We start from the raw sequence: 25,977 nt of genomic DNA, 5'->3' as shown, positions 1-25,977 counted from the left end.
GTCCCATGTCCCCGCCTCGCCGTCGAATCCGGTCATGACGGAGTCCGTGATGTGCGCGTCCGAGGTGTCGGCGAAGGCTCGTGCGATGAGCAGGTTGTCGTCGGTGTGGTCGCCGTTCATGTGGCGGAGGACGGCGGTGATCACGTCTGCATCGAAGGTGTGGGGCACGCTCCCCACCCTATGTCGACCTCCGACCCCGTCGCGGGGCCGACTTTCAGCATCGGCGCTCTAGACTCGGGAGACACGTCTTCGGGGGTTCTATCCATGCAGCTTCTCTCGTCGCGCCGGTGGCGCGCCGCAACGGCGACGGCGGCCGTGCTCGCTCTCGTCCTCACCGGATGCTCTTCCGAGGAGTCCTTCTCCTACACGCCTCCCGCTCAGGTGGACGGTTCGCTCCCTGACGACACCGTCGCCGCGATGCAGGCGGCCGTCGAGAACGCGATCACCGCGTCCGGCGCGTCGGGCGCCATCGTCGGCGTCTGGGCGCCCTGGAGCGGAAGCTGGGTGGCGGGCATCGGCACTCAGGATCGCGAGGGTGGAGCCGAGCTGTCGACGGACATGTCCTTCCGCATCGCGGACGTGACCCGTCTGATGACCTGCGACGTCCTCTACGCCCTCGCCGACCGGAAGGTGGTCGAGCTGGACGCGAACGTCGCCGACTACGTCTCCGGTGTCGCTGACATGCGCGAGGAGGGTATCACCCTCCTCGACCTCTGCAACGGGACCAGCGGTGCCGGGTCCTCCGAGGAGACCGTGAAGTCGGCCTGGCTGAACACCCCCGACCGGGTGTGGTCCCCGCTGGAGCTTGCGGGCTTCGGCCTGGCACGCGACCGGGTCGCACCGCACACGACGTTCCGCGACTCCGACGCCGGCTACCTGCTGCTCGGCCTTGCTCTCGAACGCGCCTCGGGCATGACGGCCTCCGAACTGATCGCGGAGTACGTCACAGAGCCGCTCGGACTCTCGGACACCTCGCTGCCGGGACCGACCCCAGGGAAGCCGGGAAGCGGGGAGTCCCTGAACGGACACTTCCTGAACGCCGTCGAGGGCGGATACGACTGCGCGGCACCCGTCGACATCAGCACGCTGTCGTCGAGCACGGGCTTCACCGATTCGGGCGTCGTGTCGACCATCACCGATCTCGGCCGGTATGCGCAGGCCGAAGCCCAGCAGGCGCTGCGCACGAAGGACAAGCCTGACCGCTTCGGCGACCCGTTGCCGGCCAGAGACGGCGCACCGTCTTGGTACCAGGCCACCGGTGGCGCCTACCTGGTCGGCTCGATGATCGGCCAGCACGGGTGGACCCCGGGTTACGCCACCGCGGCATACTCCGACCCGGCGACCGGATTCACCGTGGCCGTCGTGCTCAACGACTCCACGGGTGGAGCGCTGTTCGCCCAGCAGCTCTCGTGGGAGCTCGCCGCCATCGCGTCGAAGGCCCCGGCAGCGGCTGGTCAGACGGCACCGGAGTTCGGGCTGCCGTTCACGGCGGAGCAGTACCACCAGGGCACGGCCGAGGCCGCGCTCCCGTGCGTGGCCCCGCCCGCCGCCGAGTGAGCCGCTCCGACTGACAGTCGCGCGAAGGGGTGACGATGGCGATCATCGACAATGCGATCTACGTGGATGGCGTCCGCACCGAGAACCCGGTGACGCTCAGCGAGACCTTCGAGCGCATGCGCGAGCGCGGCGGCATGGGCTGGATCGGCCTCTACCGGCCGAGCGAGGAGGAGATCCGCGCGGTCGCCGACGAGTTCGGCATCCATGCGCTCGTCGTGGAGGACGCCCTCTCCGGTCATCAGCGCGCCAAGCTCGAGCGCTACGGCGACGTGCTGTTCATGGTGCTGCGACCCGCCCGCTATCTCGATGACGTCGAAGAGGTCGAGTTCGGCGAGGTGCACGTCCTCGTCGGGCCGGACTTCGTCGTGACGATCCGGCACGCGGAAGCCCCCGATCTCGGTCGTGTCCGACGGCGCCTGGAAGCCGACCCTGCGCTCCTCTCCCACGGTCCGGAGGCCGTGCTCTACGCCATCCTCGACGAGGTCGTCGACGAGTACACGCCAGTGCTCGCCGGCCTCGAGAACGACATCGACGAGATCGAGAGCCAGCTGTTCGAGGAAGACACCGACGCCACGCAGCGCATCTACGACCTGGGCAGGGAGGTCATCGACTTCCAGCGTGCAACGCAGCCGCTCTCGGGAATGCTCGAGGCGCTCCTGCGCGGGTCCGACAAGTACGAGGTGGGCGAGGAGCTGCGTCGCTACCTTCGCGACGTGCTGGATCACACCCTGCGCGTGAGCGACCGCGCGACCACGTTCCGCACCGTGCTCGACAACGCGCTCACGGTGGAGTCGACCATCGTCGCGCGTCGCCAGAACGAGGAGATGCGGCGGATGACGGAGCTCAGCATCCGTCAGAACGACGAGGTCAAGAAGATCTCGGGGTGGGCGGCCATCCTGTTCGCCCCGACGCTCGTCGGCACGATCTACGGCATGAACTTCGACCACATGCCCGAACTGCACTGGCTGCTCGGCTACCCCATGGCGATCGCGATGATTGTCGCGCTGGGCTTCGGTCTCTACGCCGCGTTCAAGCGCAAGGGCTGGCTCTAGGCGCCGTCGCGGTGGCCGGAGCTGTCCGGAATCGTATGCTCGGCGACGGTTCCTCTCCTTGCCGACGAACCAGGCACCGGCGACGATGAGCGGATGAACGCTCACTCCGACACCGCCCTGCTCGTCGTCGATGCGCAGGAGTCGTTCCGTCAGCGCGCCGATGACTGGGCGACCACCGCGAACCCCGCCGTGCTCGAGAACATCGCGCTCCTCGTCGCGCATGCCCGTCGCGTGGGGGACGAGGTCGTCTGGATCACCCACTCCGAGCCCGGGTCCGGCGGCGTGTTCGACCCGGTCAACGGGTTCGTGCGCGTGATCGACGCTCTCGAGCCTCTCGCCTCGGAGCCGGCGCTGACGAAGACCACCATCAACGCCTTCGCGTCGACCGACCTCGAGGAGAGGCTGCGCCGCGACGGCATCCGCCGGCTGGTGGTGTGCGGCATCCGCACCGAGCAGTGCTGCGAGACGACGACTCGGGTGGCGGCCGACCTCGGCTTCGAGGTCGAGTTCATCACGGACGCCACCACGACGTCGTCGATCCCGGCGGCGGGTGCTCTGGCGGCGGTGTCGGGGGAGGACATCATGCGACGCACCGAGAGCATCCTCGCCGCCCGCGGCTTCGCCACGATCGGCAGCACCCGGGAGCGGGTGGGCGCATCCGTGGATGAGGCGCCCGCCGCGCCGTGACCCTGAGCAGGGGGACTCAGTCCTCGGGGTCGGCCTCTGGCATGCCGGGCCCCGGGCCCGGACGCACCGGCGCCTCGGGGGCGATGTCGATGCGGGTGTTGCCGTCGTGCTCGGTGACCTCGACGCGGGGGGCGGCGTCGGCCTCGGTGGCGTCGGGGGCTGATGTCAGCTGATCGTGTCGCTTCTCCGCGCTCGTCATCTCGTCGTCCGACGTGTGTTCAGGCGTGTTCATGGTTCTCCTTCTGGTCGCCGGCGGGCTCTCCGCCGGAGGGGGCGTTCTTCTTCTCCGCATGTCTTCTGCTCCAGCGCGCCAGCGCGTAGAGCACGCCGCCGACCGCGAGCAGGATCGCCCCGAAGAGCCACACCGCAGGTCGCTGCTGGGTGAGTAGCAGGATGCAGGAGGCGATCCCGAGCACGGGCACGAAGGTCCAGACACGGAAGTGGTCGTGCTCGACGCGGTCGCGACGCAGCACCAGCACGGAGACGTTGACGCTCAGGAAGACGACGAGGAGCAGCAGCACCACGGTCTCGGCGAGGGTGGCCAGATCGCCGACGAGTGTCAGGCCCATCGCCACGAGGGTGGTGGTGAGGATCGCGACCCATGGGGTCTTGCGCTTCGGGAGCACGCGTCCGAGAGCGGAGGGAAGCAGCCCCTGCTCCGCCATGCCGTAGGTGAGACGGCTGACCATGATCATCGTGAGCAGGGCGCCGTTGGCCACGGCGACGAGCGCGATCAGGCTGAACAGCCACGACGGGATGCCTGCTCCCGTCGCCTCGACCACGGCCAGCAGCGGGCCGCTCGACTCCTGCAGCTCGGCTGGCGGCAGGGCGATCGAGCTCGCGAGACCCACCAGGATGTAGACGGCGCCGGCGGTGATGAGGGCTCCGAACAGGGCGCGGGGATACGTGCGACGCGGATTCTTCACCTCTTCGATCATGTTGGCGGAGGTCTCGAAACCCACGAAGGAGTAGTAGGCGATGACCGCTCCGGACAGCACGGCGATGGCGACGCCGGTCCCCTCAGGGCCCTCGACGGTGCGGGAGGCATCGCCGCCACCGCCGAAGAAGAAGACCGCCACCACGGCGATCACGATCACCAGGCCGCTGAGCTCGATCGCGGTCATCACGAGGTTGGCGCCCATGGATTCGCGGATTCCGCGGGCGTTGAGGAGGGCGACGAGTGCGAGGAAGGCGATCGCGACAGGGATGGTGGGCAGGTCGAGGAAGGTGCCAAGGTAGTCGCCGGCGAACGCGATGGCGAGTCCGGCCGCGCTGGTCACGCCCGCCGCGAGCATGCTGAACCCCACCAGGAACGAGACGAGGGGGCTGTGGAACGCGCGCTCCGCGAACAGGGCAGCGCCCCCAGCGCGAGGGTACTTGGTCACGAGCTCGGCATAGGATCCGGCCGTGAGCATGGCGAGCAGCAATGCCAGGAGCAGCGGGGCCCACAGCATCCCCCCGACCTTCTCGGAGAGCACACCCATCAGCGCGTAGATGCCCGCACCCAGCACATCGCCGAGGATGAACGCGAACAGGAGGGGGCCGGTGATCGCTTTCCGCAGGCGGGTCGGGGATTCGGCCTGCGGCGCGGTCTCGGTGGTCATGCGAGCAGGCTAAACGGGCGCCCAACGGTCCGACCACGGGGTTGACATGGCCGGACCGGACCACGAGGCAGGCGGCCGTCTTCCGTGCCTCCGCCCCGGAGTACTCAGCGGATTCACAGAAAGTCCGCGCGGCTCCCGGAATCGCGGCCGGCGCGGCGATATCCTCGGTGCCGCACGAGGGGCGGACCGGCCGGATGCGCGGGCTTCCTCTCTCGAACTCCCAAGACAAGGGGCTCTCTCATGACCGGTACCGCACGCAAGGCGCTCGCAGAAGCGATCGCCACCTTCCTCTTCGTCCTCGCGATCATCGCGGCAGTGAACAGCGACAGCCCGCTGACTCCGCTCGCGATCGGTTTCACCCTGATGGTGCTCGTGTTCTCGACGGGCCACATCTCCGGTGCTCACCTCAACCCGGCCGTCTCGGTCGGTGTCTTCCTGCGCGGCGGCCTCAGCGTCGTCGACTTCATCAGCTACCTCATCGCCCAGTTCGTCGGTGGTGCGGTCGCTGCGCTCGTCAGCATGTCCGTGTGGCCGGCGGGCGAGAAGGCCATGGTCATCGAGGTCGGCCCAGCGTTCCTGGTCGAGGCGCTCTTCACGCTGATCCTGGTGTGGGTCGTGCTCAACACGGCCACGTCGAAGGACACCGCCGGCAACTCGTTCTACGGGCTCGCGATCGGTGCGACCGTGTTCGTCGGTGCGGCGACCGTCGGATCGATCTCCGGTGGTGGCTTCAACCCCGCCGTCGCACTCGGCCTCTCGGTGAGCGGCCACTTCGCGTGGAGCTCGCTGTGGCTCTACATCGTCGCCCCGGTCGTCGGTGCCGTGATCGCGGCGATCCTGTTCCGCGTGCTCAACACGGACGACGCCAAGAAGATCGCCGCCGCGGAGTAACCACCGCTGCATGCACGAAGCGCCGCATCCTCTCCCGGGGGTGCGGCGCTTCTGCGTGGGGCGGCGAGCATCCGTCGTCAGAGTCCGCCGTGCGGCGGATGCTCGTGGGGGCGACGGCTCGTAGCGGTGGTGAGCACGATCTTCCCGGACGCGCGTCCGGCGATGGACCTCGTGTATGCCGCTCTGACCTCCTCGAGCGGGTGCACGGAGTCGATCGGCATCTTGACGCGACCGTCGGCGATCAGCTGCGCGATGATCCCGAGCTCTTCGGTGCCGGCAGCCGACCCTCCGACGCCCCGGACCGGATGCCGCGCGCGGGCGTCGTAGTCGGCGATCGTGTTGATGCGGTCGGCGGGAACGCCGAGTGCGAGAGCCAGCTCGACCGAGCCGTGGCCGACCGTGTCGAGGACGGCGGTGACGCCCTCCGGCGCGGCGGCGCGGAGCAGATCCGCGAGAGCAGGCCCGTAGGGGAGAGGCTCGATGCCGAGGCGGCGCAGCAGGGGGTGATTCCTCGGGCTGGCCGTTCCGAGCACGCGGGCCCCGCGCAGCACGCAGAGCTGGGCGGTGAGGATGCCGACACCACCGGCTGCACCGCTGACGAGGACGACATCACCCGCGGTGATCCCCAGTGACCGCACGCTGGCGACGGCTGTGCGGCCGGTGACGTTGAGGGCGCCTGCTTCGACGAGACCGAGACCTGCGGGAACCTCGACCAGCACGGCGGGGTCGATCACGAGGTGGTCCGCCTGCGCGTGGTAGCGGAGCCCACCGAACACCGCATCGCCGATCCGCCAACCGCGCGCGTCGTGAGCCCGGGCTTCGCCCGCCCCATCGCCGAGCGCCTGGATCGTGCCGGAGAAGTCGTAGCCGTTGCCCGAAGGGAGGCTGCGCTCGTAGGGATCGTGCATCGGCCGTCCGCTGAACAGCTTCCAGTCCACCGGGTTCACTCCGGCGGCCGCTATGCGGACGAGCACTTCGCCGCGGGCCGGGCGCGGTACCGCTCGACTTTCGAGTTCGAGCACCTCGGGGCCGCCGAAACGGCGGAACACGACGCGTCGTGATGTCGTGTCCGCCGGTTCGGATGCCATGAGGCCAGCCTAGGAGCCGGTGAGGGTCCGGGCGCGGCTCAGTCGACGGGCACGGGTGTGGTCGCGGTGGGGGTCGCCTCGCGGGTCGCGGTGCTCCGCGCACGCGCGGCGGCGGCGACCATCACGATCAGGGCGATGGCGGTGAGGATCGCGCCCAGCCAGATCGGGGAGGTGTAGCCGAGTCCTGCGGAGATGCCGAGTCCGCCCGCCCAGGCGCCGAGTGCGTTGCCGACGTTGAACGCGCCGATGTTGGCCCCGGAGGCGAGGGTCGGAGCGCCTCCGGCGTACTTCATGACACGGCTCTGCAGCCCGGGAACGGTGCCGAATCCGAAGCCGCCCATCAGGAACAGGGCGATGATCGTCGCGATGCCGGACTGCGCTGACATCGCGAACACGGCGAGGACGACGACGAGTGCGGCGATGAAGATCAGGAGAGTACGGTCGATCGCGCGGTCGGCGAGACGCCCGCCCAGCCAGTTGCCGAGCACGAGGCCGGCGCCGAAGAGCACCAGCAGCCACGGCACGGCGGACGACGCGAATCCGCTCACCTCGGTCAGCGTGTAGGCGATGTAGGTGAAGGCGCCGAACATCCCGCCGAACGCGAGGATCGTGATGACGAGCGAGAACCAGACCTGTCCCGAACGGAACGCCGCCAGCTCCCCGCGGAGGCTCACCTGTTCGGTGGGGCGGGGGAGGCGCGGCACGAGCAGGGCGATACCGATGAACGCCAGCACGCCGATGCCCGAGATCGCCCAGAAGGTCGAGCGCCATCCCAGCTCCTGGCCGAGGAAGGTGCCGAACGGCACTCCGAAGACGTTCGCGGCAGTGAGGCCGGTGAACATGATCGCGATCGCGCCGGCCTTCTTCTCGGGGGCGACCAGGCCGGCGGCGACCACGGAGCCGATGCCGAAGAACGCGCCGTGACAGAGGGCGGCGACGATGCGGCCGACCATCGCTGTGCCGTAGTCGTCCGCGAGCGCGGTGAGCACGTTGCCGATGATGAAGAGCACGATCAGACCGAGCAGCACGGGCTTGCGGGGCAACCGCGTGGCCGCTGCGGTGAGCACGAGTGCGCCGACGACGACGGCGAGTGCGTAACCGGAGATGAGCCAGCCGGCAGCCGACTCGGTGACCCCGAAGTCTCGGGCGACGTCGGGGAGCAGGCCCATGATCACGAATTCGGTGAGCCCGATGCCGAACGCCCCGATGGCGAGGGCGATCAGTCCTAGAGGCATGACGACTCTCCTGATAGATTGGAGGGAATGTTTGCAGGCGCGGCATATTGCGCGTCGAAGGATAATGATTGCACACGCAAGTATATGGCGCAAGCAACTATCGCGGAGGGTGGCCATGGGAATCGGTGACGACGCCGTCGAGGTGCGCGCACAGGGGTGGCGCACGCTCGCCGCGCTGCACGGGCTGATCGAGACTGCTCTCGAGCGGCGCCTGGGTGAGACGGTCGAGCTCTCCGTGGTCGAGTACACCGTGCTCGATGCCCTCGATCGCCAGGACGGGTGGCACATGCGCATGCAGCAGCTCGCCCGTGCGGCAGCCCTGAGCCCCAGCGCCACCACGCGGCTGGTGAACCGGTTGGAGGATCGAGGCCTCCTCACGCGCATCCTCTGCGCCGACGACCGTCGCGGCATCTACACCGAGCTCACTCCCGCCGGCCGCGAGCTGTACGAACGCGCGCACCCCATCCACGATGCGGCGCTCGAGCAGGTGCTGGAGGAAGCAGCGGCGCAGCCCGAGCTCGCTCCCGTAGTCGATGCGCTGCACGGCGTCGCACTCCCTGTGCTGACCGCCGGCTGAGCGGAGCTCCGTGAGCGCTCTCGATCCGGCACCCCGCCGCACCCTCCTCGTCGGCTACGGCAAGCTCGCCGCCCGCCTCGCGCCACTGCTTCTCGCCCGCGGCGAGGAGGTGATCGCGCTCCGACGCACCGAGGGAGCACTTCCCGACGGGGTCCGGGGCATCGCCGCCGACCTGGCGCACCCGTTGCCGACTTCTCTCGAGCGGGTCGACGCGGTGCTCGTCACGCTGCCGCCCGGCGATACCGAGACCTCTTACCGCACTGCTCTGGGGCACCTCGCGTGCGCCCTCCCGGATCCTCCCGCCCGGACGGTCTTCGTCTCCTCGACGGGGGTGTTCGAGGGGGCGGATCCCGATCATCCTCTGACGGAGGAGGACGAGCCGACGCCGACGACACTGCGATCGCGCGGACTCGTCGACGGCGAGAGGGCCGCGGTGGAGCTCTTCGACGCCGTCGTCGTGCGCCCGGCTGGCATCTACGGGCCGGGGCGGGATTTCCTGGTGCGGAAGGTGCGCGAGGGCGCGGCCGTCGATCATTCCCGCCGCACGAACCGCATCCACGAGAGCGACCTCGTGCGCACCCTCGACCTGCTGCTGCGGATGGACGACCCGCCTCGCGTGTTGCATGCCGTCGACCAGGGACCCGCTCCACTCGGAGACGTCGTGCGGTTCCTCGCCGCACGGCTGAATGCGCAGGTGCCGCCGGATTCGGGGCCGGCCGGACCGCGCGGCGTCGTGTACGACGGGACTCTGCTGCTCTCCCTCCTCGGTGGCCTGGAACACCCGACGTACGAGTCGGGCTACGCGCGGATGGTCGACACCGCCTGACGGGGGCCGCACCGGATCTCCGCGACGGCGTCTAGCCTGAGGGCATGACCAGCGCACCTGCACGCACCGCCCTCGAGGTCGTCGACTGGCGACGTCGGGTGTTCGCCCTGTACGACGCCGTGCGCGGCGCCGACTCCGCGGAGGAAGCGCACGAGCTCTGGCGGATCGAGCGCGACGATCTGATGCTCCACCACCCGGCGACGCCGCTGCTGCCCGAGGACCGAGCGCTGTTCGAGGGGCTGCCGATCGCCTCGTACGACGCGCAGTGGCGCTTCGAGCTGCCGATCCTCCCCGCCGACCCCGGGGGGTTCGACTTCGCGACCGGCACTGACGGCATCGTGCCCTTCGAGCGGATCGGGCGCGTGGAGGTGCCGGATGCGGGGTCGCTCGATGTCTGGCGACTGACCACCTACGGCGGCGGGCTCTTCGTGCCCGTGCGCGATGCGCTCGCCGGTGGTGTCGGCGGGACCTACGGCGGCGGACGCTATCTCGTCGACACGATCAAGGGCGCCGATCTCGGATCCGATGCGGCGCGTGGCACGATCGTGCTCGACTTCAACTTCGCCTACAACCCCTCGTGCGCCTATGACCCGGCTTGGGCGTGCCCGCTCGCGCAACCGGGCAATGTGCTCTCCGTTCCGGTCCCCGTCGGCGAGATGTACGGCGGCGCGGGCGTCTGAGTGCCCCGTCGGCGGGCGCTCCCGGGCGCTGCGGAAACGACTTTGTGACGAATCCGCCGGCACATCCGTCCTATCTCCGAGCGAGCGTTTCGCTCCCGGCGGGAGTTCCACACGGGACCCACGGCCGGTCTTCAGATCGAGATGGGACACCTCATGGCAAATCAGGACCAGACCACCCCCGCTCCGGCCGAGAAGGAGCTCGCACAGGCCGCTCCGAAGGCCGCCGGCGCTTCCGCGTCGCGCGTCGACCGGTCGAGCGGATTCTCCTCTTCGCGCGTCCCCGCCGACGAGAACGCCGCGGGCAAGACCACCATCGCCGACGGTGTCGTGGCCAAGGTCGCCGGCATCGCCGCGCGTGAGGTCGCCGGCGTCTACGCACTCGGTGGCGGAGGCGCACGCGCCTTCGGCGCCATCCGCGACGTGATCAACGCGACCGACCTCGCGCAGGGCGTGAAGGTCGAGGTCGGCGACACGCAGGCAGCGGCCGACCTGACCATCGTCGTCGAGTACCCGGCGCCGATCCAGGACGTCGCCAACAACGTCCGTGCCGCTGTCGCCGGTGCGATCAGCCGTCTGGTCGGTCTCGAGGTCGTCGAGGTCAACGTCGAGGTCAACGACGTGCACGTGCCCGGTGACGACAGCGACGACAACGAGGAGTCGCGCGTCTCATGAGCGCCACAACGGTCGGCGCCCTGATCGGCGCACTGCTGGCCCTCGCCGCCCTGCTGTTCGGGTTCTGGGGATTCCTCCTCATGGCTCTCTTCGCGGGCATCGGGGCGCTCGTCGGCCGGATCGCCTCCGGCAAGCTCGACGTCCGCGGACTCGCCGACGTCTTCACCGGGCGGCGAACCTCCTGATGGGTGCCGACCAGCACATCGCCGGCGGCGCGCTCTCCGGAGCCGCCGCCGGCGGGGCCGCCGTCCGCGGTCGCGTCGAGGTGAAGGACCGCGTCTACCGCACCGTCACCGAGAAGGCGTCCGCGACGTTGATCGGGGTGCCTCGCAGCGACGTGAAGGTCGATGTCGCGGAGCACCCGCGCGGGGTCACCGTGCGCATCGCCACGCCCCTTCCCGTCCCGAGCCTGGACGACACGGCAGCGATCGCTCGGGCCGTGCCCGTCCTGGAGCGGGCACGCGAACTGCAGGAACAGCTGCAGCAGAACCTGAGCACGATCCTCGGGCGCAACGTCATCCGCATCAACCTCACCGTCACCGGTGCCGTCATCCCGGAAAGGAGACGAGTGCAATGAGCACCCCGGTCCTGCGCCGCGTCATCCGACGCGAGACGCACTCGCCGCGAACCGTCGCGATGTTCGTCGCGGTCGTCCTGCTCATCCTCGCCCTCGCGTACATCGGACTCGAGATCGTGCTGAGCCTCGCCGCGCAGCCCGCCCTCCTGGTCGGTCCTGCCGCAGCGGCGGGCTGGTTGATCGGCTTGCCCACGGCACAGCCCGCCGGTCTCGTGATCGCCGGCAGTGTCGTGCTCGCCCTCATCGGACTGGTCTTCATCGTGCTCGCCGTCACACCGGGACGCCTGTCGAGGCATGTCCTCGATGCGGGTGGACGCGCGGTCGTCGTCGACAACGGCGTGATCGCCAGCGCCCTGGCCCAGCACCTCGCCGAGGAGACGGGTCTCGCCCGCGACAGCATCACCGTCGGTGTCGGACACCGCACCGTCGACGTGACCGTGCGCCCCGGCATCGGAGTGCCGCTGGACAAGGCCGACGTGCAGGCAGCGGCCGAAGCGGAACTGCAGACGTACCGGCTGACCGACAAGGTGCGCACCCGTGTGCGCATCGAGCGTCCCACCGAGAAGGAAGACGAGCTGTGAACAACACGAATCGTGCGTTGAACCGCATCCTGCTGCTGATCATCGGGCTGCTGTTCCTCGCCCTCGGTGCGGTGGGCATCGCCATCATGAGCTGGCCCACCCTGTCGGACATCTGGACCGCGGCAGGCAAGGACGCCCGGTCCTGGCTCGACCAGGCCATCGCCGCGACCGCGATCGCCGGTGGCGGCCTGTCGTGGATCGACATCGGCGCGGTCGCAGCGATCGTGGTCGTGATCGTGCTGCTGATCCTCGCGCTCACGAGCATCGCGGGGCGTCGGTCGAAGACGGTGCTGCGTTCCAGCGGGGCGCAGAACCCGCTGGGTCGGGTGACCGTGAACGAGTCGTTCGTCTCCGACGCCGTGAAGAACTCCCTCACCACCCGCGATGAGGTTCTGTCCGCGCAGGTCACCGCCAATGACATCCGTCGCCGTCCTGTGCTGCACGTGGCTGTGACGCCGCGTCAGAACACCGATCCGCGAGAGCTCGTCGACCACGTCGATCGCCTCCTCGCCAACCTCGCCGTACTGACGGGGCGCGACACCGACACCTTCGTCTCGGTGCACACGAGCCTGCGGGCTCGCCTCGCCCACGACCAGCGTCGGCTCTCCTGACCCGACGCTCCTCCGCAGCCCCCCAGAAAGCAGGCATCATGCGCAACAAGATCCTCCTCATCGTCGGCGTCGCCTTCGTCGCGTACGTGTTCGGGAGCAGGGCGGCGACGGTGCAGATCAACAAGGGTGAGTCGGTGAGGCATCAGCTGGTGCGGATGTGGAACGACCCGAAGGCCAGGAAGCAGCGCCGGAAGACGGCGGAGAGAGCGGCGAAGAAGGCGAAGAGAGCCCTCGGGCGCTGAAAGGCCCCGCGGCGAACGGCCCCGCGGCGAACGGCTCGCTCTCAGGCCGGTCGCGCGGTCGACTCCCGCACGACGAGCTCGGGCTGGAACACCACGCGTTCCCGCCCGGCGTGACCGCCGGCTTCTCGCAGCATCAGATCGACGGCCGTGTATCCGATGAGTTCGGCGGGCTGGCGGATCGACGAGAGCGGGACCACGGCGGCGGCCGCGAAGTCGATGTCGTCGTAGCCGATGAGGGCGATCTCGTCCGGGACCCGGATGCTGCTGCGCATCATGAGTGCTTGCAGTACCCCCATCGCGAGGAGGTCGTTCGCGGCGAAGACGGCATCGGGTCGATCTTCGGGTGCACGTGCGCTGAGGGTCTCGCCGGCGGCACGGCCCGAGAGCACGCTCAGCGAATCGGTCAGGATCACGTCGAGGGAGATGCCGGCCTCGTTCGCGGCTCTGCTGGCTCCCTCCAGGCGGTCGACCACCTGTCGGATGCCCATCGGACCCCCGACGAAGGCGATGCGTCGTCGTCCCTGCGCCGCGAGATGCTGCACGGCGAGGTAGCCACCGCCGACGTCGTCGACCGATACCGAGGAGAAGCTCTCGTCGGCGACTTCCCGGTCGACGAGCACCACGGTGGTGCCGCGATCGCGCAGACGTCGCAATCGCGGGAGGTCGTCGGCGAGCGGAGAGATGAGCAGACCGGCGATGCGCTGCTCCTCGAAGAGGTCGATGTAGGCGCGCTCGCGTTCGACCTTCTCGTCGCTGTTGCCGAGTGTGACCGTCATCCGCGCCTCGGCGGCCCGTTCCTCGGCGCCGCGGGCGATGTCGGTGAAGAACGGGTTGCGCACGTCGAGCACGACCAGGCCTATCGAGCGACTGTGTCCTGCGCGCAGCTGCCTGGCGGCGTCGTTGCGCACGAAGCCGAGCTTCTCGATCGCCGCTGTGACGCGTTCGACGGTGGCGGGAGACACCTTGTCCGGGTGGTTCAGGACGTTCGAGACGGTCCCGACCGAGACGGATGCGGCGAGTGCGACATCTCGAACACTGACGACCACGGCGTGATTCCTTTCCGCGCCATCCGCGAAACCTGTCCCTGAAACGTACCACTGACCAAACCGTGACTTGACAGGAAGCCAGCGAGAGTCATAAATTTCAGATGCTCCGGCCTTTAAAACGATTCAATCCGCAGGGATGATCCTGCAGCTTAGGTCCGATCGATGACGATTCCCTCTGACACCTCCGGTGCTCCGCCGGCGCTCGAACTCCGCGACATCCGCAAGTCGTTCGGCGCGGTGGTCGCCCTCCGTTCCGGGACGCTGTCGGTCGACGGCGGGTCCATCCACGCCCTGGTCGGCGAGAACGGCGCGGGCAAATCCACCCTCGTGAAGATCGTCGCCGGTCTCTACCAGCGCGACGACGGGGTGTTCCGGTTCCATGGAGAGGACGTGGACTTCTCCTCCACCGCGCAGTCCAAGAGCGCGGGCGTCGCGGTGATCTATCAGGAGCCGACGCTGTTCCCCGATCTGTCCGTCACCGAGAACATCTTCATGGGCCGACAGCCGACCGGGCGCTTCGGCCGTATCGACCGCAGGGGGATGCGCCACGAGGTCGAGCGCCTCTTCACCCGGCTCGGGGTCACCATCGATCCCGACCGTCCGGCGGAGGGGCTGTCCATCGCCGATCAGCAGGTCATCGAGATCGCGAAGGCCGTCTCGCTCGACGCGAGTCTGCTCGTCATGGACGAGCCGACGGCCGCGCTCTCCGGCGTCGAGGTCGAGCGGCTCTTCACGATCGCGCGGAGTCTGCGCGACGAGGGTCGTGCGCTCATCTTCATCTCGCACCGCTTCGACGAGGTGTTTTCACTCTGCGACACCGTCACGGTCATGCGGGACGGTGCGTACATCGCCACCAGCGCGATCGCCGACACCTCGGTCGAGGAGATCGTGCACCAGATGGTCGGTCGCGAGGTGACCGAGCTGTTCCCCAAGCAGCAGACGACCGTCGGCGCGCCGCTGCTGGTGGTCGAGAACCTCACCAGTCCCGGCGTCTTCCACGACATCTCCTTCACCGTGTGCGCGGGCGAGATCGTCGGTCTCGCCGGCCTCGTCGGAGCCGGACGCAGCGAAGTGGTGCGTGCCGTCTTCGGCGTCGACCCGTACCGCGAGGGCTCCGTCACGATGCAGGGCGCACGCATCCCCCGCAGCCGACCCACTGAGGCCATGCGTGCGGGCCTCGCCCTCGTGCCCGAGGACCGCCGCAAGCAGGGGCTCGTGATCGAATCGGGCGTCGGCGGCAACATCACCCTCTCCATCCGCCGCCAGCTCGCGAAGCTGGGGTTCCTCACCACCGGCATCGAGAACCGCGCTGCCCGGGAATGGGCGACCAGGCTCGAGGTCAAGACGCACGCCCTCGACACGGTCGCGGCGACACTCTCCGGTGGGAACCAGCAGAAGGTCGTCCTCGCCAAGTGGCTCGCCACGAAGCCGAAGGTGCTCATCATCGACGAACCGACCAGAGGGATCGACGTCGGCACCAAGTCGGAGGTGCACCGACTGCTCTCCGAGCTCGCGGGGCAGGGGATGGGGATCCTCATGATCTCATCCGAGCTGCCGGAGGTGCTCGGCATGGCTGACCGCGTCCTCGTCATGCGCGAAGGGCGCATCACCGCGGAGATCGCCCGCGCGGAGGCGACTTCCGAGAACGTCATGTACGCCGCCACGCACGCATCGGAGCTCTCCTCGTGACCACCGCCATCCCCGTCTCGTCGATGACGAAGAAGCTCTCCGCGCTCGGTCGAGCGCGCGAATTCGGCATCCTCCTCGCCCTGGCACTCGTGATCGTCGCCGCCACGACGAACAACTCCAACTTCCTGTTCAGCCCCGACGGCTGGCGCGACCTGCTGCTCACGCCCTCGATCCTCGTGCTGGTCGCTGTCGGGCAGGCCATCGTGCTCATCACCCGCAACGTCGACCTCTCGGTCGGCTCGGTCATGGGGCTCACCGCCTACCTCACCGGCCGCCTGTTCATCGACGTGCCCGGCATCCCCATCGTGGTCGTGGTCGTGGCCGCTGTCGTCTTCGGTGCCCTCCTCGGACTCGTCAACGGGGCACTGGTCGCCTTCGCCAAGGTGCCGGCCATGGTGATCACGCTCGGTACGCTCTACGCCTACCGCGGCATCAACGTGCTGTGGACCGGCAGCGACCGGGTGAACGCGTCCGACATGCCGAAGGACTTCCTGGCCCTCGGCACCGGGCAGCTCGTGGGCATCCCGATCCTCACGATCGTCGCCCTCATCGTGCTCGCCGCGGCCGCCTGGTACATGAAGAACACGCGCGGTGGTCGGGAGTACTACGCCATCGGATCCGATCCGGCGGCTGCGGAGCTCTACGGCCTGCGCGTCACCCGTCGCGTGCTGACCGCCTTCGTCGTCTCCGGGGCGCTCGCCGGCCTCGCCGGAGTGTTCTACGCGGCCCGCTACGGCACCATCAACTCGCAGGCCGGAGCCGGGTGGGAGCTCGACGCGGTGGGTGCCGCCGTGATCGGCGGCGTCGCCATCACCGGCGGAATCGGCTCCGTGTGGGGCGCGGCGATCGGTGCGGTGCTGCTGCTCACGATCAACCGGGCGCTCCCCATCCTCGGCATCCCCGACTTCTGGCAGCGTGCCGTCGTCGGCCTGCTGATCATCGGCGCGATCGTGCTCGACCGCGTGCTCGCCGTCCGCCAGAAACGACGGCTCATCGAAGCGAGGGACAAGTCATGACCGCCGCGACCACGACCGCGACCACCCGGGTCATCCGCGACTTCGACAAGCCGCTCTGGCGCCGCGTGCTCCTCACCAGGGAGATGGCGATCGTCGCCCTGCTGATCGTCGTCATCATCGTCTCCGCGAGCACCGTACGCGGGTTCGGGCAGCCGATCACGCTGACGTACCTGCTCCTCGACATCGCGCCGATCCTCCTGATCGCCCTGCCCATGACGCTGGTGATGATCACGGGCGAGATCGACCTGTCGGTCGGCAGCATGGTGGGCCTCTCCAGCGTCGTCACGGGGGCTCTCGTGCAGGGCGGGATCCCCTTCGAGGTCGCGGCTCTCGCGGCGCTGCTCGTCGGTCTGGTCGGCGGCGCCTTCAACGGATTCCTCGTGACCGTCATCGGTCTGCCGTCGCTCGCCGTGACCATCGGAACGCTCGCGCTGTTTCGCGGCCTCGCGGTCGGCCTGCTCGGAACGACGGCGGTCACCGAGTTCCCGGAGTTCTGGACCGATCTCGCCAAGGCGAAGCTCGCCGGCACCACGATCCCCGTCATCATGATCCCGTTCCTGCTCCTCCTGGTCGCGTTCATCCTGCTGCTGCACTACACACCGTTCGGTCGTGGCGTGTACGCGATCGGCCTCTCGAAGGACGCCGCACGGTTCTCGGGCGTGCACGTGGAGCGCACGAAGTTCATCCTCTTCGTGCTCTCCGGAGTGGTCGCCGCGTTCGCCGGGATCTTCTACACCCTCCGCTACGGCAGCGCGCGGGGCGACAACGCCACCGGCCTCGAACTGCAGGTGATCGCGGCGGTCGTGCTCGGCGGCGTCTCGGTCTTCGGCGGCCGGGGCAAGATCTACGGGGTCGTCGCGGCGGCGCTGCTCATCGGCTCGCTCGCCAGCGCACTGCGTCTGATGAACGTGACCTCCGACGTGATCAACATCATCACCGGCGCCCTCCTGGTCATCTCGGTGGTGGCCGCGAGCTTCCTCGCCTGGCTGCAGAAGGCTCGTCGCAGACCGGGACGATCGACCACCGGCGCCGCACCCACAGCTTCATGACGCCGACGCCGCGGTTGCGGCACACCCTCACGAAAGGAACAGAACAATGATGTTTGCACGTAAACGCGTGACCGCTGTCGCTGCGCTCGCGGTCGCCGCCGCGGTCGCCCTGTCCGGATGCACGAGCACCGGTGGCGACGGTGGCGGAGGCGACGGCGGTGACAGCAACCTCGCCGTCACCTTCCTGCCCAAGAACCTCGGAAACCCCTACTTCGACACCTCCAGCAAGGGTGGCAAGGCCGCCGTCGAGGAGTTCGGCGGCACGTTCGCCGAGGTCGGGCCGGCCGAGGCGACTCCCGACGCCCAGGTCAGCTACATCAACACCGCGACGCAGCAGGGCGTCGGGGCACTCGTCGTCTCGGCGAACGACCCGAAGGCCATCTGCGACGCGTTGAACGAGGCCCGCGACGCGGGAGTGAAGGTCGTCACCTTCGACTCCGACACCAACCCAGAGTGCCGCGACGTCTTCGTCAACCAGGCGGATTCGGAGGGCATCGCGAAGGCGCAGGTCGACCAGATCGCCGAGCAGATCGGCGGTGCGGGAGAGATCGCCGTCCTCTCGGCCTCGGCGAACGCGACCAACCAGAACGCCTGGATCGACCTGATGAAGGACTACCTCGCCAGCGACTACCCCGACATCACCCTGGTCGAGACGGTCTACGGCGATGACGACGACCAGACGTCGTTCGACAAGACCGCGGCCCTGCTGCAGACCCACCCGAACCTGAAGGGCATCATCTCGCCCACGACGGTCGGCATCGCCGCAGCCGCCCGCTACCTGTCCACCTCGGACTACAAGGGTAAGGTCGCGCTGACGGGCCTCGGCACGCCGAACCAGATGCGCGAATACGTCGAGGACGGCACCGTCACGTCGTTCGCCCTGTGGAACCCGGAGGACCTCGGCTACCTGGCGGCCTTCGCGGCGCAGGCGCTGATCGAGGGCGACATCACCGGCGAGAAGGGCGACACCTTCACCGCCGGCGACCTCGGTGAGTACACGGTCGGGGAGGACGGCGTCGTGGTGCTCGGCGATCCGTTCGTGTTCAACGCCGACAACATCGGCGAGTTCGACTTCTGATCACCTTCGGGCGTCCGGCCGGCACGAGTGTCGGCCGGACGCTCCCGGAAAGGTCCCCATGATCCGCGTATGCGTGAAGCTCCAGGTGCGTCCGGAGCTTCTGGACGAGTACCGCGAGCGTCACGCGCCGGTGTGGCCGGAGATGCTCGCCGAGATCGCCGCGGCCGGTCGCCGCAACTACTCGCTGTTCCTCGCTCCCGACGGTGAGCTCATCGGCTACTACGAGACCGACGACGATGTCGCGGCGCAGGCATACCTGGCCGCGTCGCCGGTCGCCGCCCGCTGGGAAGCCGAGATGGCGCGCTTCTTCGTCGGCCTCGACGGCCGCCCTGACCAGGCGGCACCCACACTTCCCGAGGTGTTCCACCTCGAAGACCAGCTCTCCACCTCCGGTCTCCCCAACGAAAGCAGCGCATCGTGAGCATCCTCAGTCCCTCGAACCTCGCCATCCTCGCCCAGCAGGGCATCGAGCTTCCCAGCTGGGCCTTCGGCAACTCCGGCACGCGTTTCAAGGTGTTCGGCACTCCCGGCACCCCGCGGGACCCGTGGGAGAAGATCTCCGACGCCGCACAGGTGAACCGCTACACGGCACTCGCGCCGGCGGTGGCGCTGCACATCCCGTGGGACGTGGTGGATTCGTACTCCGACCTGCGCAAGCACGCCGAAGACCACGGGGTGACCCTCGGCACCGTGAACTCCAACACGTTCCAGGACGACGACTACAAGTTCGGTGCCCTCACGCACGAGGACGCGGCCATCCGGCAGAAGGCGATCGACCACCACCTCGCCTGCATCGACGTGATGGATGCGACCGGCAGCCGCGACCTCAAGATCTGGCTGGCCGAGGGGTCGAACTATCCCGGGCAGGCCGACATGCGGGGGCGTCAGGATCGACTGCAGGACTCGCTGCAGAGGATCTACGACCGCCTCGGCGACGACCAGCGCCTGGTGCTCGAGTACAAGTTCTTCGAGCCGGCGTTCTATCACACCGACGTTCCGGACTGGGGAACCTCCTACGCGCAGGTCAGCTCCCTCGGTGACAAGGCGATGGTCTGCCTCGACACGGGCCACCACGCGCCAGGCACGAACATCGAGTTCATCGTGATGCAGCTGCTGCGCCTCGGCAAGCTCGGCTCGTTCGACTTCAACTCGCGTTTCTACGCCGATGACGACCTGATCGTCGGAGCCGCCGACCCGTTCCAGCTGTTCCGCATCCTGTTCGAGGTCATCCGCGGCGGCGGGCTGAACAACCCCGACGTCGCGTTCATGCTCGACCAGTGCCACAACGTCGAGGACAAGATCCCCGGCCAGATCCGCTCGGTGCTGAACGTGCAGGAGATGACCGCCCGTGCGTTGCTCGTCGACCGCGACGCCCTCACCGCCGCGCAGAAGTCGGGGGACGTGCTCGGAGCGAACGCCGTCTTCATGGATGCGTTCTACACCGACGTGCGTCCGGCCCTCGCCGAGTGGCGCGAGACGCGCGGTCTTCCCGCAGATCCCATGGCCGCGTACCTCGCATCCGGATACCAGGAGAAGATCGCCGCCGAACGTGTGGGCGGTGTGCAGGCCGGCTGGGGCGCCTGAGCTCAGCTCCGCGCGGCGTACTGCTCGCGGATGATCGGCCGATGGTCGACCGCGAATGCACGTGCCTCGCCGTCGTGCCACGACGGACGCTCGCCGGTGAGCGCCCACGCCGCCTGCACGGCAGCACCGCGGGCGACCGCCTCGTCGATTCCCGGCACCACGATCGGCACGTCGAAGACCTGCGCCGCGATCCGCGAGACCGCCGGGTTGCGTGCGGCGCCACCGATGAGCAGGATGCGCGAGGCCGGCACCCCGCACCGGCGGATGGCGTCGAGGCCGTCGGCGAGCCCGCACAGCAGTCCTTCCACCGCGGCACGCGCCAGCGTCTCCCTGCGCGTGGAGGCGAGCGACATGCCGAACAGCGTGGCCGTGGCATCCGGACGATTCGGGGTGCGCTCTCCCTCGAAGTAGGGCTGCAGCACCAGTCCGCCCGCACCCGGCTCTGACTCCAGCGCCAGGCGTGCGAGTTCGGCGTGGTCGACGCCGAGCAGACCCGCGACGGCATCGAGCACCCGCGCCGCGTTGAGCGTGGCGACGAGGGGAAGATGGTTCCCGCTCCCGTCAGCGAAGCCGGCGACCGCTCCGGTGGCGTCGGCGATCGGGTGTTCGGACACGGCGAAGACCGTGCCGCTCGTGCCGATCGAGATCACGGCGTCGCCCGGTCGGGCATCGAGTCCGAGCGCGCCCCCGGCGTTGTCCCCCAGACCCGCGCCGACCACCGTGCCCGTGCGGGTGACGCCCATCCTCTCGGCAGGTCCGAGCACCTTGGGGAGGCGCGGGACGCGACCGAACGCTCGCGCGAGCAGATCGAGATCGTAGGCACCGGTCGAGGCGCTCCAGTACGCAGTGCCGCTGGCATCGGAGCGGTCCGTCGCGAGCGCCTCGAGGTCGGGGCCGAGGTCGCTGGCGCCCGTCGGCCCGAAGCCGCGCAGCCGCCAGGAGAGCCAGTCGTGGGGCAGGGCGACGGCAGCGACCCTGGCCGCATTGGCCGGCTCGTGCTCGCGCAACCACCGCAGCTTCGCGCCCGTGAACGACGCCACAGGCACGACTCCGACCCGGCGCGCGTATTCCTCGGCACCGACTTCGGTCACGAGCGCCGCCGCGGCCTCGGCGCTGCGGACGTCGTTCCAGAGCAGGGCGTCACGCACCACGCGCCCCTGCACGTCGAGCGCCACGAGCCCGTGCTGCTGGGCGGCGACCGAGATCGCGGCGACGTCGTGCAGTCCGCCGGCATCGACGATCGCGCTCTGGAGTGCCGACCACCAGGCCTCGGGGTCCACCTCCGTGCCGGACGGATGCGCCGCCCGGCCGGAGCGCACGATCTCTCCCGTCTCCAGGTCGTGCACACTCACCTTGCAGCTCTGCGTGGACGAATCCACCCCGGCGACGTATGTCGGCATCCGCTTCTCCCTCATCCGTGAACGACCAGTCCGTGGAACACCAGTGCGTGAGACACCAGTCCGTCGAACGCCAGGGCCGCGAAGACACCGAAGCATCTCCGCGGCCCTGGCGCTGCTGTCACTCGGACTGGCCGGTGAGACCCTCGTAGGCGATGTTGCCGCTCTTGAGGTTCTTGTTGGTCATCTCGCTCAGGTTCTTCAGGAACGCGTCGCGCTCCGTGACCACGTGACCGATCGCCTCGTCGACGTTGTCCTTGGTGATCGCGGGCATCAGGTAGACGGGGTTCTCCTTGACGTCCTCGCCCCGCACGATGGCGGCGGCGTAGGCGACACCGGCCGACAGCTCGACCGTGCCGTTCTGCAGCGAGGTTCCGATGAAGTCACCGTTCTTGACGGCCTCGAGGCCGTCGGCGATCCCGTCGATGCCCACGATCGGCACGTCGGTCATGCCGGCTTCCTTGAGCGCCTGCAGTGCACCGAGGCCCATGTCGTCGTTCTGGGCGATCACGCCGTCGATGTCATCGCCGAAGGCCGAGATCCAGTTGCTGACCTTGTTGACGGCCTCATCGCGCTTCCAGTTCGCGGTGTCCTTGGCGAGCACCTTCACGTCGGGGTTCTCGGCGAGCACGTTGTCGATGCCCTTTCCGCGGTTGATCTCGCCCGAGCCTCCGAGCGGTCCCTGCAGGATGATGACGTTTCCCTTCCCGTCGAGGGCGTCCATCATCATCTGCGCCTCCTGCTCACCCGCGGCCACGTCATCGGGCTGCACCGAGCCGGTGAGGTCTTCGCTGTTGAGCGAGGCGTTGACGTCGAAGAAGGGGATGTCGGCGGCCTTCGCGGCGGCGATCTGCGGCTGCAGTGAGTCGGCCTGCACGGGGATGACGACGATCGCGTCGACACCGGCCGTCACGTACTGGTCGACCTGGCTGGCCTGGGTGTTGACGTCGAGGCCCGCGGAGTTCCACAGGATCTCGATGTTGTTCTCGTCGGCGTAGCGCTCGATGCCCTCTTTGCCCTCCGTGACGAAGGACGACATGTCGTAGACGCTCACGCCGATGGTGATGCGCTCCTGACCGCTGTCGTCTGCGCCGCCGGCGTTCGCGTTCGGGTCGCCGGCGCCGCACCCGGCGAGCATCAGTGCTGCGACGGAGGTGACGGCGAAAGCCGCGGCGATGCGGCTCTTCTTGGTGAACATGGGATTCCTCTCGTTGGGTGGTGCGATGAAGCAGGGTCTTCTTCGTCGGGGTGGTCGTCGGTGTGCTAGCGGCTTCGTCGTCGGGTCGCCCACACGTCGACGGCCACCGCCGCGACGATGAGCACGCCCTTGATGACCTTCTGCCAGTACGCGGGCACGGTCAGGATGTCGAGACCGTTGTTGAGCGTCTGGATGAGGAGCAGGCCGAGGGCGGTTCCCCAGATCGAGCCGCGACCGCCGAGCAGGCTCGCCCCGCCGATCACGACGGCAGCGATCGCGTCGAGCTCGTACCCGACGCCGAGGTTCGGTGCGCCGAGGGTGACACGGCTGGCGAGCATGACGCCGGAGATCCCCGCGAGCATGCCGGAGATGGCGTACACGCTGAAGATGGTGCGGCCCACGTTGATGCCGGCGATGCCCGCGGCGATCGGGTTGCCGCCGATCGCGTACACGCGCATGCCCCACGTGGTGCGGCGCATGATGATCGCGAGTCCCAGGATGCCGACGATCATCAGGATCACCGGGAGCGTGAGCCCGCCGAACTGCGCGTTGGCGATGCGGGAGAAGTCGGCGGGCAGCCCGGTGATGGGGGCGCCGTTGCCCGCGACATAGGCGACGCCGGATGCGAGAGTGAGCATCCCGAGCGTCGCGATGAAGGGTGGCACTTTGATCACCGAGACCACGAAGCCGTTGATCGCGCCGGCGATGAAGCCGACGACGACACCGGCGACGATCGCGAGCCAGATGTGGTCGGGGAAGGCCTTCGCGGTGAGGCTGCCGAAGACGGCGGATGCGGCGATGACACTGCCGACCGACAGGTCGATGCCGCCGGTGAGGATCACGAGCGTCTGTCCGAGGGCGATCAGGGCGAACGGTGCCGCGGCGACGAGGATCGTCTGCAGGTTGTCGACCGTGCCGAAGCGCGCGCTGCGGTAGAGGAAGAAGGCGATGATGAGCACCATCACGATCACCATCGCGTAGCGGATGGCGAGGTCGCCGAACCAGGTGGGGCTGAAGCGCTTCACTTCCGACTCGGGCACGAAGGTCTGCGCGGCGGTGCGGGTGTCGGTCATCGGTCGTCCTTTGCGGAGGGGGCGGTGTTGCTGGCGGGGGCCTCGGAGATGTCGAGTCCACTCGCGAGGCGGAAGATGCGGTCCTGCACGTCGGGCTGCTGGAGGGCGGCCCGGTCGAGCTCGGCGACCACGCCCCCGTCCTTGAGCACGAGAGCGCGATGCGACAGCGCGAGGATCTCCGGCATATCGCTCGAGGCCATGACCACGGCCATGCCGGAGGCGGCGAGGTCGGTGATGATGCGGTAGATCTCGCTGCGGGCGCCGATGTCGACGCCGCGGGTCGGCTCGTCGAGCAGGAGGACCTTGACCTCGCCGGTGAGCCAACGCGCGAGCACGACCTTCTGCTGGTTGCCGCCGGACAGCGTCTCCATGAGCTGCCCGAGGCCGCGGCTGCGCAGCCTCACCGAACTCATGACCTCGGAGACCGCGTCGACGCGGCTGCGGCCCTTGAGCCATCCCGCGACGGAGAACTGATCCATGCGCGGCAGGGTGGCGTTCGCCAGGATGTCCATGCTGAGCACGGCGCCAGCGCCCTTCCGGTCCTCCGGGACCAGCGCCATGCCTGCGGTGATCGCGTCGGCAGGGCGTCCGCGGCGGACGCGACGGCCCCCGACGGCGATCTCGCCGGCGGTCGAGGAGCGCACTCCGAACAGCGCCTCGATGAGCTCGGTGCGTCCGGCGCCGACGAGCCCCGCGAGTCCGACGATCTCGCCGCGGCGCACCTGCAGGTCGACCGGCTGCGGAGCCGGCGTGTAGTCGAGGCCGCGCACCGAGAGGGCGATGTCGTCGGACGCGGGCGGCAGGTCGGGGAAGAGGTCTTCGAGCTCGCGGCCGATCATCGCGGTCACGATGTCGTCGTCGCTGAGTTCCGAGAGCGGCGCGTCCGCCACGAGGCCGCCGTCGCGGAGGACCACGACCCGATCGGCGATCGCGCGGATCTCCTCCATCTTGTGCGTGGTGAAGAGGATCGCGACGCCGCGGTCGCGCAGCATCCGCATGTTCTCGATCAGACGGGCCACCTCGCGTTCGGCGATCGCGCTGGTCGGCTCGTCCAGCAGCAGCACGCGAGCGCCGGTGCTGGTCGCCTTGACGATCTCGACGATCTGGCGCAGGCCCACCGGCAGGGACCCCATCCGCGTGGATGGGTCGATGTCGACGCCGAACTCCGCGAGCATCTCCTTGGCCTCTCTGGCCATGCGACGACGATCCACGAGCCCGAGGCGCCCCCGCAGCTCCCGTCCGACGAAGATGTTCTCGTACACCGTGGTGTCGAGGATCGAGGCGAGCTCTTGAGGCACGATGGCGATGCCGCGCTGGTGGGCGTCACGTGCCGATCCCGCGGCCAGCTCCTCGCCCCGGACCAGCACCTGGCCGGCGTCCGCCTTCATCTGGCCGGAGGCGATCTTCATGAGCGTCGACTTGCCTGCGCCGTTCTCGCCCGCGAGCGCGGTCACGGTGCCCGGCTCGAGATGCAGCCCGACGCCCTTGAGCACTGGTACCCCGCCGAACGCCTTGCGGATGTCGATGCACGCGAGCATGTCGGGCTGCTCGTCGAGGGTGATGCTTCCCGTGCGCTCGAGGTCGGTCATACGTCCCCCGCGTGCTCGCGGCCGGGGCGCACGATGCTCTTCAGCGTCGAGGGCTGCGCGGCGGAATCGAGTGCCTCCCGGACCTCGGCGATACCGAACGTTCCGGTCACGAGGGCGTCGAGGTCGACGGCGCCGGAAGAGACGAGCTCGATCGCGGTCGGCCAGGTGTTCGCGTAGCGGAAGATGCCGGTGACGACCAGCTCGCGGTTCTGGATGGTGGAGACGGGGAGGGCGATCTCGTCGGCACCCATGCCGACGAGTACGGCCACGCCGCCGGGCTTCAGCGCGGAGATGCCCTGCTTCACGGCGACAGGGGAGCCCGAGGCGTCGACGAAGGAGTCGTATCCCGAGCCGAGGGGACCTGCGGCGGGGTCGACC

General features: G+C 68.9%; 30 protein-coding genes. 19 read left to right on the top strand and 11 right to left on the bottom strand.

The window, feature by feature from the left end; all coding sequences use genetic code 11:
• The coding region (locus AX744_RS19880) for a DUF2470 domain-containing protein (protein ID WP_231728713.1) at positions 1-120 on the bottom strand (120 nt) is incomplete at its 3' end.
• 144 nt (positions 121-264) lie between these two features.
• Here AX744_RS19880 and AX744_RS00970 point away from each other — a divergent pair.
• The 3 genes from AX744_RS00970 to AX744_RS00960 all read left to right on the top strand — a co-directional run bounded on the left by AX744_RS00970 (position 265) and on the right by AX744_RS00960 (position 3,296).
• Positions 265-1,557 (top strand): serine hydrolase domain-containing protein, encoded by a 1,293-nt coding sequence (locus AX744_RS00970; protein WP_058632990.1) that lies wholly within the window; start codon positions 265-267, stop codon positions 1,555-1,557.
• A 35-nt stretch (positions 1,558-1,592) separates the two neighbouring features.
• Complete coding sequence (corA, locus tag AX744_RS00965) at positions 1,593-2,609, top strand: magnesium/cobalt transporter CorA (RefSeq protein ID WP_061015136.1); 1,017 nt, start codon at positions 1,593-1,595, stop codon at positions 2,607-2,609.
• A gap of 93 nt (positions 2,610-2,702) precedes the next feature.
• Positions 2,703-3,296 (top strand): isochorismatase family protein, encoded by a 594-nt coding sequence (locus AX744_RS00960; protein ID WP_061015135.1) that lies wholly within the window; start codon positions 2,703-2,705, stop codon positions 3,294-3,296.
• Between the two features lie 16 nt (positions 3,297-3,312).
• Here the strand turns inward: AX744_RS00960 and AX744_RS00955 are convergent, their stop codons facing one another.
• Together AX744_RS00955 and AX744_RS00950 are read right to left on the bottom strand one after the other, a co-directional pair.
• Complete coding sequence (locus AX744_RS00955; protein ID WP_061015134.1) at positions 3,313-3,528, bottom strand: hypothetical protein; 216 nt, start codon at positions 3,526-3,528, stop codon at positions 3,313-3,315.
• Positions 3,515-4,900, bottom strand: a complete 1,386-nt coding sequence (locus tag AX744_RS00950; RefSeq protein ID WP_061015133.1) for an APC family permease — start codon at positions 4,898-4,900, stop codon at positions 3,515-3,517. Before AX744_RS00950 ends, AX744_RS00955 begins: the two co-directional genes overlap by 14 nt.
• Positions 4,901-5,140: 240 nt before the next feature.
• Here AX744_RS00950 and AX744_RS00945 point away from each other — a divergent pair, with 240 nt between their 5' ends.
• Positions 5,141-5,791 (top strand): MIP/aquaporin family protein, encoded by a 651-nt coding sequence (locus tag AX744_RS00945; RefSeq protein ID WP_046748641.1) that lies wholly within the window; start codon positions 5,141-5,143, stop codon positions 5,789-5,791.
• A 77-nt stretch (positions 5,792-5,868) separates the two neighbouring features.
• Here the strand turns inward: AX744_RS00945 and AX744_RS00940 are convergent, their stop codons facing one another.
• Together AX744_RS00940 and AX744_RS00935 are read right to left on the bottom strand one after the other, a co-directional pair.
• Positions 5,869-6,879 (bottom strand): NADP-dependent oxidoreductase, encoded by a 1,011-nt coding sequence (locus AX744_RS00940; RefSeq protein ID WP_061015132.1) that lies wholly within the window; start codon positions 6,877-6,879, stop codon positions 5,869-5,871.
• A 38-nt stretch (positions 6,880-6,917) separates the two neighbouring features.
• Positions 6,918-8,114 carry an MFS transporter gene (locus AX744_RS00935; RefSeq protein WP_061015131.1) on the bottom strand — a complete coding sequence of 399 codons (1,197 nt, stop codon included), beginning with the start codon at positions 8,112-8,114 and terminating at the stop codon, positions 6,918-6,920.
• Between the two features lie 115 nt (positions 8,115-8,229).
• Between AX744_RS00935 and AX744_RS00930 the strand changes: the two genes are divergently transcribed.
• The 9 genes from AX744_RS00930 (at position 8,230) to AX744_RS00890 (ending at position 12,880) form a co-directional block, all read left to right on the top strand.
• Entirely contained in the window at positions 8,230-8,691 is a 462-nt protein-coding gene (locus tag AX744_RS00930) for a MarR family winged helix-turn-helix transcriptional regulator (RefSeq protein WP_046748644.1), read from the top strand.
• A gap of 10 nt (positions 8,692-8,701) precedes the next feature.
• The gene (locus tag AX744_RS00925; RefSeq protein WP_061015130.1) at positions 8,702-9,517 is read left to right on the top strand and encodes a sugar nucleotide-binding protein; all 816 of its coding nucleotides are present in this window, start codon (positions 8,702-8,704) and stop codon (positions 9,515-9,517) included.
• Positions 9,518-9,561: 44 nt separating this feature from the next.
• On the top strand, positions 9,562-10,197 hold the full coding sequence (locus tag AX744_RS00920; protein ID WP_046748646.1) for a DUF1684 domain-containing protein: 636 nt from the start codon (positions 9,562-9,564) through the stop codon (positions 10,195-10,197).
• Between the two features lie 153 nt (positions 10,198-10,350).
• Positions 10,351-10,869, top strand: coding sequence for an Asp23/Gls24 family envelope stress response protein (locus AX744_RS00915; RefSeq protein WP_046748647.1), 519 nt, complete (start codon positions 10,351-10,353; stop codon positions 10,867-10,869).
• On the top strand, positions 10,866-11,054 hold the full coding sequence (locus AX744_RS00910; protein ID WP_046748648.1) for a DUF2273 domain-containing protein: 189 nt from the start codon (positions 10,866-10,868) through the stop codon (positions 11,052-11,054). The genes AX744_RS00915 and AX744_RS00910 overlap by 4 nt, the downstream gene beginning before the upstream one ends.
• Entirely contained in the window at positions 11,054-11,446 is a 393-nt protein-coding gene (locus AX744_RS00905; RefSeq protein WP_058632999.1) for a hypothetical protein, read from the top strand. Before AX744_RS00910 ends, AX744_RS00905 begins: the two co-directional genes overlap by 1 nt.
• A complete protein-coding gene (locus AX744_RS00900; protein ID WP_058633000.1) occupies positions 11,443-12,027 on the top strand; it encodes a DUF6286 domain-containing protein in 585 nt (194 codons plus the stop codon). Before AX744_RS00905 ends, AX744_RS00900 begins: the two co-directional genes overlap by 4 nt.
• Complete coding sequence (locus AX744_RS00895; protein ID WP_061015129.1) at positions 12,024-12,638, top strand: hypothetical protein; 615 nt, start codon at positions 12,024-12,026, stop codon at positions 12,636-12,638. Before AX744_RS00900 ends, AX744_RS00895 begins: the two co-directional genes overlap by 4 nt.
• Before the next feature lie 38 nt (positions 12,639-12,676).
• Positions 12,677-12,880, top strand: coding sequence for a hypothetical protein (locus AX744_RS00890; protein ID WP_045263865.1), 204 nt, complete (start codon positions 12,677-12,679; stop codon positions 12,878-12,880).
• A gap of 41 nt (positions 12,881-12,921) precedes the next feature.
• Here the strand turns inward: AX744_RS00890 and AX744_RS00885 are convergent, their stop codons facing one another.
• Positions 12,922-13,926, bottom strand: a complete 1,005-nt coding sequence (locus AX744_RS00885; RefSeq protein ID WP_061015128.1) for a LacI family DNA-binding transcriptional regulator — start codon at positions 13,924-13,926, stop codon at positions 12,922-12,924.
• A 162-nt stretch (positions 13,927-14,088) separates the two neighbouring features.
• Here AX744_RS00885 and AX744_RS00880 point away from each other — a divergent pair, with 162 nt between their 5' ends.
• The 6 genes from AX744_RS00880 to rhaI are packed head-to-tail and all read left to right on the top strand — an operon-like array spanning position 14,089 to position 20,342.
• A complete protein-coding gene (locus AX744_RS00880) occupies positions 14,089-15,615 on the top strand; it encodes a sugar ABC transporter ATP-binding protein (protein ID WP_046748654.1) in 1,527 nt (508 codons plus the stop codon).
• A 23-nt stretch (positions 15,616-15,638) separates the two neighbouring features.
• On the top strand, positions 15,639-16,631 hold the full coding sequence (locus AX744_RS00875; protein WP_061015138.1) for an ABC transporter permease: 993 nt from the start codon (positions 15,639-15,641) through the stop codon (positions 16,629-16,631).
• A complete protein-coding gene (locus AX744_RS00870; protein ID WP_061015127.1) occupies positions 16,628-17,680 on the top strand; it encodes an ABC transporter permease in 1,053 nt (350 codons plus the stop codon). Before AX744_RS00875 ends, AX744_RS00870 begins: the two co-directional genes overlap by 4 nt.
• Positions 17,681-17,726: 46 nt before the next feature.
• Complete coding sequence (gene rhaS, locus AX744_RS00865; protein ID WP_061015126.1) at positions 17,727-18,758, top strand: rhamnose ABC transporter substrate-binding protein; 1,032 nt, start codon at positions 17,727-17,729, stop codon at positions 18,756-18,758.
• A 58-nt stretch (positions 18,759-18,816) separates the two neighbouring features.
• Entirely contained in the window at positions 18,817-19,179 is a 363-nt protein-coding gene (locus AX744_RS00860) for an L-rhamnose mutarotase (RefSeq protein ID WP_058633004.1), read from the top strand.
• The gene (gene rhaI / locus AX744_RS00855; RefSeq protein WP_061015125.1) at positions 19,176-20,342 is read left to right on the top strand and encodes an L-rhamnose isomerase; all 1,167 of its coding nucleotides are present in this window, start codon (positions 19,176-19,178) and stop codon (positions 20,340-20,342) included. The genes AX744_RS00860 and rhaI overlap by 4 nt, the downstream gene beginning before the upstream one ends.
• A gap of 2 nt (positions 20,343-20,344) precedes the next feature.
• On the opposite strand, the gene xylB is transcribed toward rhaI, so the two are convergent.
• From xylB to AX744_RS00830, 5 genes are all read right to left on the bottom strand, one after another.
• The gene (gene xylB / locus AX744_RS00850; protein WP_061015124.1) at positions 20,345-21,742 is read right to left on the bottom strand and encodes a xylulokinase; all 1,398 of its coding nucleotides are present in this window, start codon (positions 21,740-21,742) and stop codon (positions 20,345-20,347) included.
• Between the two features lie 118 nt (positions 21,743-21,860).
• Positions 21,861-22,877, bottom strand: a complete 1,017-nt coding sequence (locus AX744_RS00845) for a substrate-binding domain-containing protein (RefSeq protein WP_171011038.1) — start codon at positions 22,875-22,877, stop codon at positions 21,861-21,863.
• A gap of 125 nt (positions 22,878-23,002) precedes the next feature.
• The gene (locus AX744_RS00840) at positions 23,003-24,010 is read right to left on the bottom strand and encodes an ABC transporter permease (protein ID WP_061015123.1); all 1,008 of its coding nucleotides are present in this window, start codon (positions 24,008-24,010) and stop codon (positions 23,003-23,005) included.
• Entirely contained in the window at positions 24,007-25,599 is a 1,593-nt protein-coding gene (locus AX744_RS00835) for a sugar ABC transporter ATP-binding protein (protein WP_082738358.1), read from the bottom strand. The genes AX744_RS00840 and AX744_RS00835 overlap by 4 nt, the downstream gene beginning before the upstream one ends.
• Positions 25,596-25,977, bottom strand: a 382-nt coding sequence (locus AX744_RS00830) for a zinc-binding dehydrogenase (protein WP_157543485.1), incomplete at its 5' end; no start/stop codon positions are given. The genes AX744_RS00835 and AX744_RS00830, both read right to left, overlap by 4 nt.

The organism is Microbacterium sp. CCH5-D1 (genome assembly GCF_001557335.1).
Classification (GTDB): Bacteria; Actinomycetota; Actinomycetes; order Actinomycetales; family Microbacteriaceae; genus Microbacterium; species Microbacterium oxydans.
Note: the sequence above shows the minus strand (reverse complement) of the source record. Positions and strands in the feature narration are given on the sequence as shown.

Excerpts from the sequence above, each read along its gene's own strand:
- AX744_RS00970 (WP_058632990.1), top strand. The coding sequence starts at position 265 with ATGCAGCTTCTCTCGTCGCGCCGGTGGCGCGCCGCAACGGCGACGGCG.
- corA (WP_061015136.1), top strand. The coding sequence starts at position 1,593 with ATGGCGATCATCGACAATGCGATCTACGTGGATGGCGTCCGCACCGAG.
- AX744_RS00960 (WP_061015135.1), top strand. The coding sequence starts at position 2,703 with ATGAACGCTCACTCCGACACCGCCCTGCTCGTCGTCGATGCGCAGGAG.
- AX744_RS00955 (WP_061015134.1), bottom strand. The coding sequence starts at position 3,528 with ATGAACACGCCTGAACACACGTCGGACGACGAGATGACGAGCGCGGAG.
- AX744_RS00950 (WP_061015133.1), bottom strand. The coding sequence starts at position 4,900 with ATGACCACCGAGACCGCGCCGCAGGCCGAATCCCCGACCCGCCTGCGG.
- AX744_RS00945 (WP_046748641.1), top strand. The coding sequence starts at position 5,141 with ATGACCGGTACCGCACGCAAGGCGCTCGCAGAAGCGATCGCCACCTTC.
- AX744_RS00940 (WP_061015132.1), bottom strand. The coding sequence starts at position 6,879 with ATGGCATCCGAACCGGCGGACACGACATCACGACGCGTCGTGTTCCGC.
- AX744_RS00935 (WP_061015131.1), bottom strand. The coding sequence starts at position 8,114 with ATGCCTCTAGGACTGATCGCCCTCGCCATCGGGGCGTTCGGCATCGGG.
- AX744_RS00930 (WP_046748644.1), top strand. The coding sequence starts at position 8,230 with ATGGGAATCGGTGACGACGCCGTCGAGGTGCGCGCACAGGGGTGGCGC.
- AX744_RS00920 (WP_046748646.1), top strand. The coding sequence starts at position 9,562 with ATGACCAGCGCACCTGCACGCACCGCCCTCGAGGTCGTCGACTGGCGA.
- AX744_RS00915 (WP_046748647.1), top strand. The coding sequence starts at position 10,351 with ATGGCAAATCAGGACCAGACCACCCCCGCTCCGGCCGAGAAGGAGCTC.
- AX744_RS00910 (WP_046748648.1), top strand. The coding sequence starts at position 10,866 with ATGAGCGCCACAACGGTCGGCGCCCTGATCGGCGCACTGCTGGCCCTC.
- AX744_RS00905 (WP_058632999.1), top strand. The coding sequence starts at position 11,054 with ATGGGTGCCGACCAGCACATCGCCGGCGGCGCGCTCTCCGGAGCCGCC.
- AX744_RS00900 (WP_058633000.1), top strand. The coding sequence starts at position 11,443 with ATGAGCACCCCGGTCCTGCGCCGCGTCATCCGACGCGAGACGCACTCG.
- AX744_RS00890 (WP_045263865.1), top strand. The coding sequence starts at position 12,677 with ATGCGCAACAAGATCCTCCTCATCGTCGGCGTCGCCTTCGTCGCGTAC.
- AX744_RS00880 (WP_046748654.1), top strand. The coding sequence starts at position 14,089 with ATGACGATTCCCTCTGACACCTCCGGTGCTCCGCCGGCGCTCGAACTC.
- AX744_RS00875 (WP_061015138.1), top strand. The coding sequence starts at position 15,639 with ATGACGAAGAAGCTCTCCGCGCTCGGTCGAGCGCGCGAATTCGGCATC.
- AX744_RS00870 (WP_061015127.1), top strand. The coding sequence starts at position 16,628 with ATGACCGCCGCGACCACGACCGCGACCACCCGGGTCATCCGCGACTTC.
- rhaS (WP_061015126.1), top strand. The coding sequence starts at position 17,727 with ATGATGTTTGCACGTAAACGCGTGACCGCTGTCGCTGCGCTCGCGGTC.
- AX744_RS00860 (WP_058633004.1), top strand. The coding sequence starts at position 18,817 with ATGATCCGCGTATGCGTGAAGCTCCAGGTGCGTCCGGAGCTTCTGGAC.
- xylB (WP_061015124.1), bottom strand. The coding sequence starts at position 21,742 with ATGCCGACATACGTCGCCGGGGTGGATTCGTCCACGCAGAGCTGCAAG.
- AX744_RS00845 (WP_171011038.1), bottom strand. The coding sequence starts at position 22,877 with ATGCTCGCCGGGTGCGGCGCCGGCGACCCGAACGCGAACGCCGGCGGC.
- AX744_RS00840 (WP_061015123.1), bottom strand. The coding sequence starts at position 24,010 with ATGACCGACACCCGCACCGCCGCGCAGACCTTCGTGCCCGAGTCGGAA.
- AX744_RS00835 (WP_082738358.1), bottom strand. The coding sequence starts at position 25,599 with ATGACCGACCTCGAGCGCACGGGAAGCATCACCCTCGACGAGCAGCCC.